The 15,842-nt window shown below is 59.9% G+C and carries 18 protein-coding genes; 16 read left to right on the top strand and 2 right to left on the bottom strand.

Annotation, left to right across the window (positions count from 1 at the left end):
- The first annotated feature begins 4 nt into the window (after positions 1-4).
- The 4 genes from BLU24_RS20085 to mtnC all read left to right on the top strand — a co-directional run bounded on the left by BLU24_RS20085 (position 5) and on the right by mtnC (position 3,099).
- The gene (locus tag BLU24_RS20085; RefSeq protein WP_093103175.1) at positions 5-1,150 is read left to right on the top strand and encodes an MFS transporter; all 1,146 of its coding nucleotides are present in this window, start codon (positions 5-7) and stop codon (positions 1,148-1,150) included.
- A complete protein-coding gene (locus tag BLU24_RS20080; protein WP_093103172.1) occupies positions 1,147-1,773 on the top strand; it encodes a methylthioribulose 1-phosphate dehydratase in 627 nt (208 codons plus the stop codon). Before BLU24_RS20085 ends, BLU24_RS20080 begins: the two co-directional genes overlap by 4 nt.
- A 92-nt stretch (positions 1,774-1,865) precedes the next feature.
- Complete coding sequence (locus BLU24_RS20075; RefSeq protein WP_093106868.1) at positions 1,866-2,411, top strand: 1,2-dihydroxy-3-keto-5-methylthiopentene dioxygenase; 546 nt, start codon at positions 1,866-1,868, stop codon at positions 2,409-2,411.
- 4 nt (positions 2,412-2,415) lie between these two features.
- Positions 2,416-3,099 (top strand): acireductone synthase, encoded by a 684-nt coding sequence (mtnC, locus tag BLU24_RS20070; RefSeq protein ID WP_093103169.1) that lies wholly within the window; start codon positions 2,416-2,418, stop codon positions 3,097-3,099.
- A 216-nt stretch (positions 3,100-3,315) separates the two neighbouring features.
- On the opposite strand, the gene BLU24_RS20065 is transcribed toward mtnC, so the two are convergent.
- A complete protein-coding gene (locus tag BLU24_RS20065) occupies positions 3,316-3,594 on the bottom strand; it encodes a DUF3509 domain-containing protein (protein WP_016773780.1) in 279 nt (92 codons plus the stop codon).
- Positions 3,595-3,978: 384 nt separating this feature from the next.
- Between BLU24_RS20065 and BLU24_RS20060 the strand changes: the two genes are divergently transcribed.
- The 10 genes from BLU24_RS20060 (at position 3,979) to BLU24_RS20015 (ending at position 13,088) form a co-directional block, all read left to right on the top strand.
- Complete coding sequence (locus BLU24_RS20060; protein WP_093103166.1) at positions 3,979-5,817, top strand: long-chain-acyl-CoA synthetase; 1,839 nt, start codon at positions 3,979-3,981, stop codon at positions 5,815-5,817.
- 96 nt (positions 5,818-5,913) lie between these two features.
- A complete protein-coding gene (locus tag BLU24_RS20055; protein ID WP_093103163.1) occupies positions 5,914-6,432 on the top strand; it encodes an ankyrin repeat domain-containing protein in 519 nt (172 codons plus the stop codon).
- Positions 6,433-6,518: 86 nt separating this feature from the next.
- Entirely contained in the window at positions 6,519-7,049 is a 531-nt protein-coding gene (locus tag BLU24_RS20050; protein ID WP_093103160.1) for a hypothetical protein, read from the top strand.
- A 72-nt stretch (positions 7,050-7,121) separates the two neighbouring features.
- Positions 7,122-7,313 carry a PLDc N-terminal domain-containing protein gene (locus BLU24_RS20045; RefSeq protein WP_090282512.1) on the top strand — a complete coding sequence of 64 codons (192 nt, stop codon included), beginning with the start codon at positions 7,122-7,124 and terminating at the stop codon, positions 7,311-7,313.
- Between the two features lie 242 nt (positions 7,314-7,555).
- Complete coding sequence (gene speE, locus BLU24_RS20040; protein ID WP_090282513.1) at positions 7,556-8,431, top strand: polyamine aminopropyltransferase; 876 nt, start codon at positions 7,556-7,558, stop codon at positions 8,429-8,431.
- Positions 8,432-8,636: 205 nt separating this feature from the next.
- Complete coding sequence (locus BLU24_RS20035; RefSeq protein ID WP_093103157.1) at positions 8,637-8,870, top strand: hypothetical protein; 234 nt, start codon at positions 8,637-8,639, stop codon at positions 8,868-8,870.
- Between the two features lie 212 nt (positions 8,871-9,082).
- Complete coding sequence (locus tag BLU24_RS20030; RefSeq protein WP_093103154.1) at positions 9,083-9,430, top strand: ribonuclease E inhibitor RraB; 348 nt, start codon at positions 9,083-9,085, stop codon at positions 9,428-9,430.
- A gap of 485 nt (positions 9,431-9,915) precedes the next feature.
- Complete coding sequence (locus BLU24_RS20025; protein ID WP_090282516.1) at positions 9,916-11,325, top strand: circularly permuted type 2 ATP-grasp protein; 1,410 nt, start codon at positions 9,916-9,918, stop codon at positions 11,323-11,325.
- Positions 11,326-11,337: 12 nt separating this feature from the next.
- The gene (locus BLU24_RS20020) at positions 11,338-12,288 is read left to right on the top strand and encodes an alpha-E domain-containing protein (RefSeq protein ID WP_007914063.1); all 951 of its coding nucleotides are present in this window, start codon (positions 11,338-11,340) and stop codon (positions 12,286-12,288) included.
- Positions 12,285-13,088, top strand: coding sequence for a transglutaminase family protein (locus BLU24_RS20015; protein ID WP_093103152.1), 804 nt, complete (start codon positions 12,285-12,287; stop codon positions 13,086-13,088). The genes BLU24_RS20020 and BLU24_RS20015 overlap by 4 nt, the downstream gene beginning before the upstream one ends.
- Before the next feature lie 116 nt (positions 13,089-13,204).
- On the opposite strand, the gene BLU24_RS20010 is transcribed toward BLU24_RS20015, so the two are convergent.
- The gene (locus tag BLU24_RS20010; RefSeq protein ID WP_093103149.1) at positions 13,205-14,011 is read right to left on the bottom strand and encodes a c-type cytochrome; all 807 of its coding nucleotides are present in this window, start codon (positions 14,009-14,011) and stop codon (positions 13,205-13,207) included.
- On the opposite strand from BLU24_RS20010, the gene BLU24_RS27830 reads away from it, so the two are divergent.
- Positions 14,012-14,194 (top strand): hypothetical protein, encoded by a 183-nt coding sequence (locus BLU24_RS27830; protein ID WP_172833227.1) that lies wholly within the window; start codon positions 14,012-14,014, stop codon positions 14,192-14,194.
- A gap of 417 nt (positions 14,195-14,611) precedes the next feature.
- The gene (locus BLU24_RS20005; RefSeq protein ID WP_093103147.1) at positions 14,612-15,817 is read left to right on the top strand and encodes an acetyl-CoA C-acetyltransferase; all 1,206 of its coding nucleotides are present in this window, start codon (positions 14,612-14,614) and stop codon (positions 15,815-15,817) included.
- The last annotated feature ends 25 nt before the right edge of the window (positions 15,818-15,842 follow it).

The following is a 15,842-nucleotide window of genomic DNA, read 5'->3' as shown; positions in this document are numbered from 1 at the left end:
GAGCGTGGCGGCGCTTCCTTACTGGCGGCTGTCCAGTTTCTATCTGTTCTATTTCGCCTTGCTCGGTTCGACGGCGCCGTTTCTGGCGCTGTACTTCGATCATCTTGGCTTCAGCGCGGCGCGCATCGGTGAGCTGGTGGCGATCCCGATGTTGATGCGCTGCGTGGCGCCGAACATCTGGGGCTGGCTCGGCGACTACACCGGCAGGCGTCTGGCCATCGTGCGCTTTGGCGCGGTGTGCACGCTGCTGACCTTTTCGCTGATCTTCGTCAGCAAGAGCTACGCCTGGCTGGCGATGGTCATGGCCCTGCATGCGTTTTTCTGGCACGCGGTACTGCCACAGTTCGAAGTCATCACCCTGGCGCACTTGCAGGGCCAGACTTCGCGCTACAGCCAGATCCGCCTGTGGGGCTCGATCGGTTTCATCATCACCGTGGTTGCGCTGGGCCGGTTGTTCGAATGGCTGAGCCTGGACATTTACCCGGCGGCGCTGGTATTGATCATGGCCGGCATCGTCCTCAGCAGCCTGTGGGTGCCCAATGCGCAGCCGCCGCAAGGCAATCGACCGAGCGGCGAGGGCTTTCTCAAGCAGTTGCGCAACCCCGGCGTGCTGGCGTTTTATGCCTGCGTGGCGCTGATGCAGATGAGCCACGGCCCGTATTACACCTTTCTGACCTTGCACCTTGAGCGACTCGGTTACAGTCGCGGCGTGATCGGCATGCTGTGGGCGGTGGGGGTGGTGGCCGAGGTTTTGATGTTCATGGCCATGAGCCGGATTCTCGCGCGGTTTTCCCTGCGGCGGGTGCTGATGGCTAGCTTTCTGCTGGCGGCGCTGCGTTGGGTGTTGCTGGGCACATTTGCCGAATTTCTCTGGGTGCTGCTGTTCGCCCAGGTGCTGCATGCGGCGACTTTCGGCAGCTTTCACGCCGCTGCCATCGCGTTCGTGCAAAGTAGCTTCGGCGCACGTCAACAAGGCCAGGGCCAGGCGCTGTACGCGGCGCTGGCCGGCACCGGCGGTGCGCTTGGCGCGCTGTATTCCGGCTACAGCTGGAATGCCCTGGGCGCGACATTGACGTTCAGTATTGCCAGTCTCGCGGCGCTCGCCGCGGCCGTTATCATTGCCACACGTATGCAAGAGGACAGGCCATGAGCCTTACCCGTGAACAACTCGCTCAGCAAATCGTCGACGCCGGGCGCTTTCTCTACGGTCGCGGCTGGTCGCCGGCCACCAGCAGCAACTATTCGACGCGCCTGTCGCCGAGCGAAGCGCTGCTGACCGTGTCGGGCAAGCACAAGGGCCAGTTGGGCCTGGACGATGTGCTCGCCACTGATCTCTCCGGCAACAGTCTGGAGCCGGGCAAAAAGCCCTCCGCCGAAACCCTGCTGCACACCCAGCTTTATAGCTGGCGCGCGGAGATCGGCGCGGTGCTGCACACCCATTCGGTGAACGCCACGGTGCTGTCGCGCCTGACGCCGGACGACTTTATTGAGTTCGAAGACTACGAACTGCAAAAAGCCTTCAGCGGCATCTCGACCCACGAATCGCGCGTGCGTGTGCCGATTTTCGACAACGATCAGGACATTGCGCGCCTCGCTGCCAAGGTGCAGCCTTGGCTTGACGCCCATCCCGATTGCGTCGGCTACCTGATCCGCGGCCACGGCCTGTACACCTGGGGCGCGCAGATGAGCGACGCACTGCGGCAGATCGAGGCCTTTGAATTTCTGTTTGAATGCGAGTTGAAAACCCGCAGCGTCATGAACCGCCAAGGCTGACTTCACCACAAGCCGCCCGTTTGCCTGATCAAATGCACTGCCCGACCGGTCTGCAAGAGCCGGACGGCAAGGCCGATACCGAGGAATTGCCCATGAGCAGCCTGTCCGTTTACCACGTTTCCAGCCCTGAGATTCCCAACAAGGTGCTGACCCATTTCGAAGACATCGCCTCGACGCTGGCCGAGCAGGGCGTGCGCTTCGACCGCTGGCAAGCCGCGGCGAAGATTCAGCCCGGCGCCACCCAGGAAGAAGTGATCAGCGCTTATAAAGAGCAGATCGATAAGTTGATGACCGAGCGTGGCTACATCACCGTCGATGTGATCAGCCTCAACAGCGATCATCCGCAAAAAGCCGAATTGCGCGCCAAGTTCCTCGAAGAGCATCGGCACGGTGAAGACGAAGTCAGATTTTTCGTCGCCGGCCGTGGCTTGTTTACCCTGCACATCGACGATTACGTCTATGCGGTGCTTTGCGAGAAGAACGATCTGATCTCGGTTCCGGCAGGCACCAGGCACTGGTTCGACATGGGCGAACATCCGCATTTTGTCGCGATCCGTCTGTTCAACAACCCGGAAGGCTGGGTTGCCAATTTCACCGGCGAAGACATCGCCGGCCGCTTCCCGCGTCTGGAGGATTGAGCCCGTGTCGATCAAAGCCATCCTCACCGATATCGAAGGCACCACCAGCGCGGTCAGTTTCGTGTTCGACGTGCTGTTTCCGTACGCGGCCAAACATCTGCCGGACTTCGTGCGCCAGAACGCCGAGCGTGCCGATGTCGCCGAACAGCTTGATGCCGTGCGCCGTGACAGCAACGAGCCGAACGCGGACATTGAACGGGTTGTTGAAATCCTCCTTGGCTGGATCGCCGAAGATCGCAAAGCCACGCCGCTCAAGGCCCTGCAAGGCATGGTCTGGGCTGAGGGTTATCACGCCGGGCAATTGAAGGGGCATGTTTACCCGGATGCCGTTGAAGCCCTGCAACGTTGGCATCAGGCCGGTTATCAACTGTTTGTTTACTCGTCCGGCTCGATTCAGGCGCAAAAGCTGATTTTCGGCTGCTCGGAGGCGGGGGATCTGACGCCGCTGTTCAGCGGTTACTTCGACACCACGTCGGGGGGCAAGCGCGAGGCGCAGTCTTACACCAATATCCAGCAAGCGCTGGGCGTGGCGCCCGAGGAAATCCTGTTCCTTTCGGATATCGTCGAAGAACTGGACGCGGCGCAAGCCGCTGGTCTGCAGACCTGCGGCCTGGCGCGTGAAGGCGGGGAGCTGGGAAGCCACATCACCGTCGACAGTTTCACCGGCATCGAACCCGAAGCCTTCTAAGTACACATAAGCCCAATGTGGGAGCCAGCCTGCTGGCGATAGCGGCAGATCAGCAAAACAGATGTCGCCTGACCCACCGCAATCGCCAGCAGGCTGGCTCCCACAGGGTTTTGTGGCCAACAAAACCAGCAAACTGGTCCCACAGGGTTTTGTCGCGGACAAAAACAAACAGGCCGTGAAGCGCATGCTCCACGGCCTGTTTTTGTTTAAAGCGAGTTACAGCGAGTGATACGTCGGCAGGGCAAAACGCTGCTGGCTTTGCAGCATTGCAATTTGCGGCAGCTCACTGGCTTGTTCGGCCAGGTCACGACGGATTGCACTGATCGCCCACGACAGTTGGTCGCCAGCGTGCAGTTGCTGATACGAGAGTGCGCGTTTGAAGACTTTGCCGTCGCTGCTACGCAGAGTGAGCAGGATGCCACCGTCAGGACGTGGGGCAGTGCTGACTTCGTAGTTGGAGAACAGCGATGTAAATTTTTCTTGAATCAGGCTCATGTCATCAGCTCCGTATGTACTTGAATGGCAAGCATGCACAGGAGGTTGCAGCGTTTGTGCCAGCATTTATGTTTTAAAAAAATGCTTTAAAAACAACTAGTTACGACAACCTGTCTTTTACCTGGTCGTGCAAACTGCATGAATGGCCATCGTGCATCCTGCATTTTGCGGGATTATTCCTGGCACCATGGAACCAAATGCCGGAGTGAAGATCGTCGCTGGGGCCGCGCGACCGGCGGATACAAAACATTGCAAAAACCGCGTGTACAGCCCGCAAAGCGCTGACGTATTTTCAAGCTCGACCCGCGCTCGAAGGCGCCGGTTGCTTCAAGCCAGGCCCGACAATAAAAACATCGGCCAGCCAAGGTCGAACGGGGAGCTTTCATGCGTCACGCGCCAAGCGACACGATTACCTGGGGCATGATGCTCCGCAAGCTGCCGATGATTGCCAAAGCCATCCCGCGGGTGGTCAAGGGCATGAAAGCGGCCAACGTCACGGACCCGACGCAGAGCTGCGGTCTTGGCTGGACGTTCGAACAAGCGACGCTGCGCAACCCCGACGGCCCGGCATTGATGCAGGACGATGTGCGGCTGACTTACGCGCAGGTCAATCAATGGGCCAATCGCATCGCTCACTACCTGAGCGGGGAGGGCATCGGTAAGGGCGACGTAGTGGCGGTGTTTATCGAGAACCGCCCGGAATTGCTGGTCACCATTCTGGCGCTGGCCAAGGTCGGCGCGGTCAGTGCCTTGCTCAATACCGCACAGACCCGCGATACGCTGATTCACAGTGTCAATCTGGTCGCTCCGGTGGCGATCGTGGTCGGCGAAGAGTTGCTGCCTGCGTTTGCCGCCGTCCGCGAGCAAGTGTCGATTGCCGCGCAACGCATCTGGTTCGTGGCCGATCAGGACACCTTCAGCCATCCGGGCATCGCGCCCGACGGCTTCATCAACCTGATCAGCGCCAGCGCCGATGCCAGCAGCGACAACCCGCCGAGCAGCCAGCAGATCTTCTGCAACGATCCGTGTTTCTACATCTACACCTCTGGCACCACCGGCCTGCCCAAGGCCGGGGTGTTCAAGCATGGGCGCTGGATGCGCAGCTCCGCCAGTTTCGGCACGATCGCCCTCGACATGAGCTCTGACGACGTCGTCTATTGCACCTTGCCGCTATACCACGCTACCGGTTTGTGCGTGTGTTGGGGTTCGGCGGTCAACGGCGCCGCGGGTTTTGCGATCCGGCGCAAATTCAGCGCCAGTCAGTTCTGGAACGACGTACGCCGCTATCGCGCGACCACCATCGGCTACGTCGGCGAGTTGTGCCGCTATCTGGTCGATCAGCCCCTGAGTGCCGACGACAGTCGTCACGATGTACGCAAGATGATCGGCAACGGTCTGCGCCCCGGCGCATGGGCCGAGTTCAAGAGCCGTTTTGCTGTGGAGCACATCTGCGAGCTGTACGCGGCGAGCGACGGCAATATCGGTTTCACCAACGTGCTCAACTTTGACAACACCATCGGTTTCTCGCTGATGGCCTGGGAGCTGGTGGCCTACGATCACGACAGTGGCGAGCCGCTGCGCAGCGCCGATGGTTTCATGCGCAAGGTCGGCAAGGGCGAGGAGGGGCTGTTGTTGGCGCGGATCGACGAAAAAGCCCCGCTGGACGGCTACACCGACCCGCAGAAAACCGCCAGGGTCGTGCTGCAAGACGTTTTCACCCAGGGTGACCGTTATTTCAACACCGGCGATCTACTGCGCAACATCGGCTTCGGTCATGCGCAATTTGTCGACCGCCTCGGTGACACTTATCGCTGGAAGGGCGAGAACGTCTCGACCACAGAAGTCGAAAATCTCCTGCTGCAACACTCGCACATCTCCGAGGCGGTGGCGTACGGCGTGGAAATCCCCGACACCAACGGCCGCGCCGGGATGGCGGCAATCACTCCAGCGGAATCCCTGGCGACGCTGGATTTCGCCGAGCTGCTGGCCTTCGCCCGCGAGCGCCTGCCGTCCTATGCGGTGCCGTTGTTCCTGCGGGTCAAGGTGAAAATGGAAACCACCGGCACCTTCAAATACCAGAAAACCCGTCTCAAGAATGAAGGCTTCGACCCCGGCCAGACGGGGGGCGACCCGATTTATGCGTGGCTGCCCGGCACGCAGACGTATAGCCGAGTCACCGAGCCGGTGCTGGCGGAAATTCTCGAGGGCAAGCATCGTTATTGATTTCGGCTATCGCTGCGCTGTGGAAAAAGAGGGTGACAGTTTTCCTCTGCCTCGGGAAACTGTCGGCTTTCCGATTGACCGAAGTGGAGTTGCCCCATGTCCGACCAAAGCCGCCAGATGACCCCGGAAGAAGCTGCCGAATTCACCGAGCAGGTCTTCAACAAGGCGCGTGACGGTGATGCCGAAATGCTTGATCGTTTGGTGACGGCCGGTTTGCCGGTGAACCTGAAAAACAGCAAGGGCGACACCTTGCTGATGCTCGCCAGCTACTACGGTCACGTCGATGCCGTGAATGTGTTGCTCAAGCACAAGGCTGATCCGGAAATGCGCAATGGCAATGGCCAGAGCCCGATTGCCGGCGCCGCGTTCAAAGGTGATCTGGCGGTGGTCAAAGCGCTGGTCGAAGCAGGCGCCGAGATCGAAGGTTCGTCCTTTGATGGCCGTACCGCATTGATGATGGCGGCGATGTTCAATCGTGTTGCAATCGTCGATTACCTGATCAGCAAGGGCGCCGATCCCAAGGCCAAGGATGCCAATGGCATTACCGCGCTCGACGCAGCGCGGACCATGGGTGCCGTCGATACCACCGCGCAACTCGAGAAGCTGTTGGGCTGAAATCCGCCCCGCCGGACTGTGGCGAAGCAGAGAATGCGCTATCCTTCGCGCCCTTGAAATCTCCCTTCGCCACAGGATCCGCCCTCATGAAAGCCGCACTCGTCGAACTCATCAGCAAAATCAGCTCCGGCTGCATGGGCGAGGACGAGATCCTGAAAGTGGCAGACGAAGCGGCGCAAGCCTACGCCGATGCCGACGCCTTTCTGACCGCCAACCCGGACATCAATTACGACGACACTTTCCCGATTCCGTTGGGAGAGTGGGTGGTGGTGGGCAGCCTGCCTGAAACCGTGCTGTTCCAGGCCGATACCTACGCTGATCTGTTCGCACAAATCGTCGCCTCGTTCGGGCCCGGCGTGGACTTCAACCTCAAGCCCAAGCAACTGGCCAGGACCGAAGCCCTGACCGCGCTCAATCGCATTCAGGTGCAGATGAGCAGTCTGAACAAGGAAAACGGCGGTTACACGCTGATGAACTTCAGCCAGTTGCTCGACGACGAACTGCAGATGGTGCTGGTCTACGGCAACGACGTGCCGCGCGTACTGGAGCTGTGCGCCGAACTCGGTATCAGCGCTGCACCGGCACTCGAAGCCTTGAAGGTCGCCGTTCACGTCTGATTCGCAATAAAACGGAACCCTGCGCAAGGCCGTCTATCCTAGAAGTGCATGCCACTATTCTGGAGCGACATTATGGGTTCCACGTTCAACGGTCTGATCGGCCTGATCATCCTCGCCCTCGACATCTGGGCCATCATCAATGTGCTGAAAAGCGGCGCGTCCACCGGAATGAAAATTGTCTGGGTGCTGCTGATCATCCTCCTGCCGGTGCTGGGCCTGATCATCTGGGCGATTGCCGGACCGCGGGGCAATGTGCGGGTCTGACCTGATATCAGGATCACCGCAGTACCCCTGTAGGAGTGAGCCTGCTCGCGATAGCTAGTTCTCAATCAATGGTTTTTTGGCTGACAAACCGCAATCGCGAGCAGGCTCACTCCTACAAAGGATTGTGCTGCGACGGTGAAGTGAGGTTCGACCTGTCATCTTCGGCAACGTAGAATGCGCGCCTTTCCCGGGCAATCGTTCCCCACGATTGGCGCCCGCGCATTTCATCGGAGCACTTGACCATGACCGTCACCAAAACCAGCGAGTACCTGGAAACCCTCTACGAAGGCTACGGCCAGCGTTTTCGCATGGAAAAACTGCTGCACGAAGTGCGCACCGAACACCAGCATCTGGTGATTTTCCAGAACCCGCGCATGGGCCGGGTGATGGCGCTGGACGGCGTGATCCAGACCACCGAAGCCGACGAATTCATCTACCACGAAATGCTCACCCATGTGCCGATCCTCGCCCACGGCAGCGCCAAGCGTGTGCTGATCATCGGTGGCGGTGACGGCGGCATGCTGCGCGAAGTGACCAAGCACGCTGGCGTCGAGCACATCACCATGGTCGAAATCGACGGCACCGTGGTCGACATGTGCAAAGAGTTCCTGCCGAACCACTCCGCCGGCGCCTATGACGATCCACGCCTGAACCTGGTGATTGACGACGGCATGCGTTTCGTCGCCACGACCACGGAAAAATTCGACGTGATCATCTCCGACTCCACCGACCCGATCGGCCCGGGCGAAGTGCTGTTTTCGGAGAACTTCTACCAGGCCTGCCACCGCTGCCTAAACGAGGGCGGCATCCTGGTCACGCAGAACGGCACACCGTTCATGCAGATCGACGAAGTGAAGACCACCGCCGGTCGCCTCAACAGCCTGTTCCCGGACTGGCATTTCTATCAGGCGGCGGTGCCGACCTACATCGGCGGTTCGATGACCTTCGCCTGGGGCTCGACCAACCCGGCCTACCGCAAACTCAGCCGTGAAACCCTGCAACAGCGCTTCATCGGCAGCGGCATCGTCACCCGTTATTACAACCCGGAAATTCACATCGGCGCATTCGCCTTGCCGCAATACGTGCTGCAGGCGATCAACAAGCCGGGCAATAACTGATTTTCAACACAGTACCGCTGTAGGAGTGAGCCTGCTCGCGAGAGCTGTTTATCAGTCGATATCTGTGTGACTGGCAAACCACAATCGCGAGCAGACTCACTCCTGCAATTTGATCATCGCCCTGTGTAATCCTTTTGAACCAACTATCGCGGCAAAACGTCCAGATAGAGGTAAGCCCATCTACGGGTTGATCGAGGAGGCACTGATGCAAAAGTGGAAAGTCACTTTCGTGGATGATCATGGTGAAATCGTTGATGAAATCTTCGAACGTGAGGAATGCCCGACCGACGATGAAGCCGCCCGGCTGATCAAGGAAAGGCTCCTTCCGGTGGCTGCCCAACTGGATCTGAACGATCTGGAAGGACGCACCGCCGATGCTGGCGTTAAAAACCTCAAGACCCAGAACGGCATCGAGATCCGCAGCATCACGCCAATCTGAACACTTCCTGTCATCTCGTAAACCAGGCCTTGGCAGCGCCGCTCTCTTGCGGCTACTCTGCAAGGGAGATCAGCGAATGGATCGCTAAGGTCTGGTCTTGTCAGCTACATGCTTGTTTCCCGCATGCAACCGCAGTGTTGTCGAAGTACTTAGGCCACAGGCCCGGGGCGGGAATACGGAAAGTCTATCCATCTATGCGAGGGGGACGATTCATGAGCACAGCCTATCAAGAAGACATCAGCAGCAATGTTCTGCGCCGCATGAAAGAAGGCGGTTTCGATTTTTCAAGATTTCATCCCATCGAGTTCTACGCCATTTTCCCGGACGAGGAGCGGGCGCGCAGGGCGGCAGGCAACTATCGCGGTGAATCCATCAATGCCCAGGTCAGCGCACGGGACGACGGCGCCTGGTCGCTGGAACTCAGCAAGGTCATGTACGCGACTTATGACGATATCGGTGATTTCGAGCAGGGCTTTTCCGCCGTGGTCGAACCGCTGGGCGGCATCATCGAGGGCTGGGGCGTCAAGCAGGAGGTGCGCAACCGCCACCGTTTGAACTGATCGCTTGCAAGACTTGTTGAGCAACGGCTGACCTGTGGGTCGGCCGTTGTCGTTTGTGCCCTGCGCAAACGCTGTGGCAAAACCCTGAAACAAGAATCCGAGGCAAAAAAAAGCCACCGGAGAGGGTGGCTAAAAGGGAAGAGCGATACGCGACTGAATCCCTTGAGGGCTACAGCGGGCGGGCTGCCGGAGCAGTCCAGGTCAGTTGAGCGGGCGACTTCGCGAGGCTGTTGCCGGCGAAGTTTTGCAGCGAATGCGCGGATTATCCGTACGCCGCGCCGGGCAGTGAAATCAGTTCTGACTATGCTGGTGATAGGCGTTGCAATGCGTCGCAATGAAGCGGGGGCAATCCTGTTGGAGCATTCGTCGCACAGGAATGGTGCGGTGTCTGCGATGTGAATATCCAACCGATTGAAATCAAAGCGTTTATGCCGATGGCACGGGCCTTGCGAAGGCCTGTATGTCCGGGTGACAAGGAGTACGGCATGATCCGCACCTATTTTGATGAGATGTACGATGCCGGCGGCCAGGTTCGCCCGCATTATCGCGAGTTCGCCCGATGGCTGGCCGATACGCCGGATGAACTGCTGGCGCAACGACGGCGAGAAGCCGATCTGCTGTTCCATCGCGCCGGGATTACCTTCACGCTCTATGGTGACGAGCAGGGCACCGAGCGCTTGATTCCTTTCGACACCATCCCGCGCAGCATTCCTGCCAGCGAATGGCGGATCGTCGAGCGCGGCTGCATTCAGCGGGTCAAGGCGCTGAACATGTTTCTCGCCGACCTGTACCACGAGCAGCGCATCATCAAGGCCGGGATCATTCCCGCCGAACAGGTACTGGCCAACGAGCAATACCAGTTGGCGATGCAAGGCCTGGATCTGCACCGCGATATCTATTCGCACATTTCCGGCGTCGATCTGGTGCGCGACGGCGACGGCACCTATTACGTGCTCGAGGACAATCTGCGTACGCCGAGCGGCGTGAGCTACATGCTCGAAGACCGCAAGATGATGATGCGCCTGTTTCCCGAGCTGTTTTCGGCCCAGCGCATCGCGCCGATCGATCATTACCCGAACCTTTTGCTCGACACCCTGAAAAGCTCAAGCCCGATCGACGACCCGAGCGTGGTGGTGCTGACGCCAGGGCGCTTCAACAGCGCGTTTTTCGAGCATGCGTTTCTGGCGCGGGAAATGGGCGTGGAACTGGTCGAGGGCGCGGATCTGTTCGTGCGTGACGACAAGGTGTTCATGCGTACCACCGATGGCCCGAAAGCGGTCGACGTGATCTATCGACGCCTTGATGACGCCTTTCTCGATCCGCTGGCTTTCAATCCGGATTCGATGCTTGGCGTGCCGGGGCTGCTGTCGTCCTACCGCTCCGGCAATGTCGTGCTCGCCAACGCGATCGGCACTGGCGTCGCGGATGACAAGTCGGTGTATCCGTTTGTCACCGACATGATCCGTTTCTACCTCGATGAAGAACCGATCCTGAAAAACGTACCGACCTGGCAATGCCGCAACCCGTCTGAACTGTCCCACGTGCTGGCCAATCTTCCAGATCTGGTGGTCAAGGAAACCCAGGGCTCTGGCGGTTACGGAATGCTGGTAGGGCCGGCCGCGACGACGGCGGAAATCGATGCCTTTCGCGAGCGCATCAAAGCCAAGCCGCATGCGTACATCGCCCAACCGACGCTGTCGCTCTCGACCTGTCCGACCTTTGTCGAAAACGGCATCGCGCCGCGCCATATCGATTTGCGCCCGTTTGTCTTGTCCGGGCGCGAAACCCGGGTGGTGCCCGGCGGTTTGACCCGTGTCGCCCTGCGCGAGGGCTCCCTGGTGGTAAATTCCTCTCAGGGTGGCGGAACCAAGGACACCTGGGTGGTCGAGGATTGAAGGAAGCTTGCCATGTTAAGTAGAACTGCCTCGGATCTGTACTGGATGTCGCGTTATCTGGAGCGCGCGGAAAACCTCGCGCGCATGCTCGACATCAGTTATTCACTGTCGTTGATGCCGCAGGACGGCCGCGGCGACGGTTTGCACGAACTGGCGATGCCGCTACTGATCACCGGCACCCTCGATGATTATCTGGAGCGTCACGGCGCGCTGCATGCCGAACGCCTGCTGCACTTTTTCGCCCTCGACGCGGCCAACCCGGCCAGCATCTACAGTTGCCTCGGCGCCGCACGGGCCAGCGCTCATGCGGTGCGCGGACGGATCACGGCGGACATGTGGGAGAACATCAACGCGACCTGGCTGGAAATTCGCGGGATCGCCGAACAAGGCCTGAGCCGCTATGGCATGAGCCGTTTCTGCGAATGGATCAAGGAGCGTTCGCACCTGTTTCGCGGCGCGTCCTACGGCACGATCATGCGCAATGACGCGTTTCGCTTCATTCGTCTGGGCACGTTCATCGAGCGCGCGGACAACACGCTGCGCTTGCTCGATGCGCGTTACGAAATGGCCGGCGATCAGGCCGAAGCCGTCAGCGACGGCACCGCGCACGCGTATTACCAGTGGAGTGCTTTGCTGCGTGCGCTGTCGTCCTTCGAGGCCTACACCGAAATCTATCGTGATGCGCCCGGCGCCCGTCACGTTGCCGAATTGCTGCTGTTGCGCGCCGATGTGCCGCGATCGCTGCGAGCCTGCACCGAAGAGATCGACCAGATCCTCGCGCAGCTGCCCGGTGCCAACGGGCGACCGGCGCAACGTCTGGCTGCGGAGATGGATGCGCGCCTGCGTTACACCGGCATCAACGAAATCCTCGAGGAAGGCCTGCACGCCTGGCTGACCGAATTCATCCCGCTGGTGCGCCAGTTGGGCAACGCCATTCACAGTTCCTACCTGGAGGCTGCATGAGACTCTCCATTAGCCACGAGACCACCTATCACTACGAAGATCAGGTGCGCGCGAGCATCCAGTACCTGCGTCTGACGCCCCATGACAGCGAACGTCAGCATGTGCTGAGCTGGCAGCTCGATCTGCCGCGTCCGGTGCGTGCGCAACTCGATCCGTTCGGCAATATCCTCCACGTGCTGACCATGGATGAACCGCACGAAGCGATCATCATCGGGGCGCGCGGGCAGGTCGATATCGACGAACTGCGCGAGGCCGAGCACGAGAGCCAGTCGGCGCTGCCATTCCTGCGCTTCACCCGCCTGACCGAGGCGGACGAGGCGCTGCGCGCATTCGCGGAAAAATCCTGCAAGCAGCGCCGTGATCGCACCGCGCTGATCGACTTGATGCAGGGCTTGAATCAGTACATGACCTATACGCCGGGTTCGACCGAAGTCGACACCAGCGCCGCCGAAGCATTTGCCGGGCGCGCCGGTGTTTGCCAGGACCATACCCACGCGTTTCTGGCCTGTGCCCGTAGTTTGGGGATTCCGTCACGCTATGTGTCGGGCTATCTGTACAGCGAGGATTGCGAGCATCTGGCCAGCCACGCCTGGGCGGAAGCCTGGCTGGATGACGCTTGGTACAGCTTCGACGTGACCAATCAACTGGCGCGGCCCGAGCGGCACCTGAAACTGGCGGTGGGTCTGGATTATCTGGATGCCTGCCCGGTACGCGGCATGCGCCGTGGCGGCGGGTGTGAGCAAATGCATGCGAAGGTGCTGGTGTCGCCGACGCCGGTCATTTCCGTACAGCAACAATAAGGCTTACAGATAACCCCTGTAGGAGTGAGCCTGCTCGCGATAGCGATATGTCAGACACATCAATGCTGACTGACATTCCGCTATCGCGAGCAGGCTCACTCCTACAAGGAATGGCGTCAGGGCTTAACCTTGCGTCCGGCCATGTGCTTTAGATACCCCACCAGCATCTCCAGCTCCCCATCCGGCAACACCGTTGCAGAGAACCCCGGCATCTTCGCCTGCGGCCACTGGCGCAAGCTCTGCGGATCGCGGATGTAACGCTTGAGGAAGTCCGCGCCGAAGTATTCGGTCGGGTTGTACGGAATATTCAGATCCGGCCCGAATTGCGCATCCCCCGCGCCGTTCAAGCGGTGACAGGCCAGACAGTTTTTCTGAAACAGCGCGAAACCCTGATTCACCGGATCATCCGCCTTCAGTGCCGGGTCAGGCAGCAGGGCAGGGAAGCGCTCGGCCACGGGAGCCATGCGCTTGATGCTCGCCACTTCGAATGGCCATTGTTCGGGGCTGATATGGCCTTTCTGCGGATCGCTCCAGACCAGATAGAACGGCCCGGCACTGTGTTTGCCTTCTCCTAGCGGTGGCCATGGCTGTGCCGGGTCTTCGATGGCCAGCCACGCTCGCGCGCCGTCACGGTTGAGCAGCGGTGCTGCCGCCAACTCAGCGGCAAAGCCGTCCAGCGCCACCGCTTGCAGATGGTCCTGCGGCTTGATGCCGGTCAGCAACGCAGCCATGGGCACGACGCGATAGGTCATGTCCCTTTTGTAGGACACATCATCTTTGATCGTCAGGGTTTGCACTTGAGGATGCTTGAGCAATTCCTCGGTCTGCCAGGTGCGCGCGGTGGCGCCCAACTGCAGATCAAGCTGAGCGGCTGACAAGGGCGTGCTGAGCAGCAGCGCCCCGAACACAATGAGCGCTTTCAAATGAACGCCATCCCTGTCGTGGAAAGGCGCAAAGATTGGCACAGCCGCACGGGCCCGGATAGCGGGCCAGTCATCTATTCGCTGGCGATTGATCGCACCTGCCGCTTGATTCAGCCAATGACCTTGGTCAGATTCGGCAAAATCAACAACAGCGTCGTGGCAAAAAGAATGAGCCCTGCTTGACGTACTTTCGGTTGTTTGAACATGGCTTGACCGCCTTTATTGTTATTTCCTGATGCCTGCCTGCATATCCATGACGGCACGCGCTGCACTTCCTGTTGAAGAACGCTGGCCTCGGCAAAACCCGACGACCATGACGTACATCTTCTACATTAGGGCTCACACGGACCGTGGCTTAGATCCATTTCATATGTCTTTGCTGCGATCTGCGATTAAAATGCTATGAGGCGTATTGCCAGCTTCTTGTTTGGCCGCTGGCTAGACAACTCGGCGACCTGAACCGGTTCACCTGATGGCCGATGACCGTCCGTCTGAGCATGTGCGTCAAGCGCTTTGAGCGCTGTGGTCATTGAATCCTTGGGCGTTGCGGCCGAGAGTGAGGCAACAACTATTCACTCACCGCCCAGGTTCGAGGACGCCATGACCGAAGCTTTGATATTCGATGCGTTACGCACGCCCCGCGGCAGGGGCAAGGCCGACGGTGCCTTGCACAGTGTCAAACCAGTGAATCTGGTCGCCGGACTGTTGACCGCATTGCAGCAACGCACCGCGCTCGACACCAGCCAGGTCGATGATGTGGTGCTGGGCTGCGTCACGCCGGTCGGTGATCAAGGCGCGGACATCGCCAAAACCGCCGTGCAGGTCGCCGATTGGGACGTCAGCGTGGCGGGGCTGCAAATCAACCGTTTCTGCGCTTCGGGTCTGGAAGCGGTCAATCTTGGCGCGATGAAAGTGCGTTCGGGTTTCGAAGAGTTGGTGGTCGTCGGTGGCGTCGAGTCCATGTCTCGAGTGCCGATGGGCAGCGATGGCGGCGCCTGGGCGCTGGACCCGCAAACCAACCTGCACAGCCATTTCACCCCGCAAGGCGTCGGCGCGGATCTGATCGCCACGCTTGAGGGCTTCAGCCGTCACGACGTCGATGCCTACGCGCTGCATTCGCAGCAAAAAGCCGCGCGGGCACGGGCCGATGGCTCGTTCAACAAATCACTGGTGCCGGTGCAGGATCAGAACGGCATCGTTCTGCTTGACCATGATGAGTTCATTCGCGCCGAATCGACGCTGGAAGGTCTTGGCAAGCTCAAGCCGAGTTTCGAAATGATTGGCCAGATGGGTTTCGACGCCACCGCGCTGCGGGTGTACAGCCATGTCGAGCGGATCGATCATGTGCACACGCCGGGCAACAGCTCCGGAATCGTTGACGGAGCCGCGCTGATGCTGATCGGCTCCGAAGCCAAGGGCAAAGCGCTGGGCCTGCAACCTCGCGCGCGGATCGTCGCCACTGCAGTGACCAGTACCGATCCGACCATCATGCTCACCGGCCCGGCGCCGGCCACCCGCAAGGCATTGGCCAAGGCCGGGCTGCGCGTGGAAGACATTGACCTGTTCGAGGTCAACGAGGCGTTTGCCTCGGTGGTGCTCAAATTCATCAAGGACATGGCCGTCGATCCGGACAAGGTCAACGTCAACGGCGGCTCCATTGCCATGGGCCATCCGCTCGGTGCCACCGGCTGCGCGATCCTCGGCACCTTGCTCGATGAGCTGGAGGCGCGGCGCTTGCGCTATGGCCTGGCGACGCTGTGTGTCGGCGGCGGCATGGGCATTGCCACCATCATCGAACGCCTCTGAGCCCCCCGCATTCAAGGAACCGTGT

Source organism: Pseudomonas sp. Z003-0.4C(8344-21), assembly GCF_900104975.1.
GTDB classification, from domain to species: domain Bacteria; phylum Pseudomonadota; class Gammaproteobacteria; order Pseudomonadales; family Pseudomonadaceae; genus Aquipseudomonas; species Aquipseudomonas granadensis.
The sequence above is the reverse complement of the archived record's forward strand: the minus strand, read 5'-3'. Positions and strand labels throughout refer to the sequence as shown.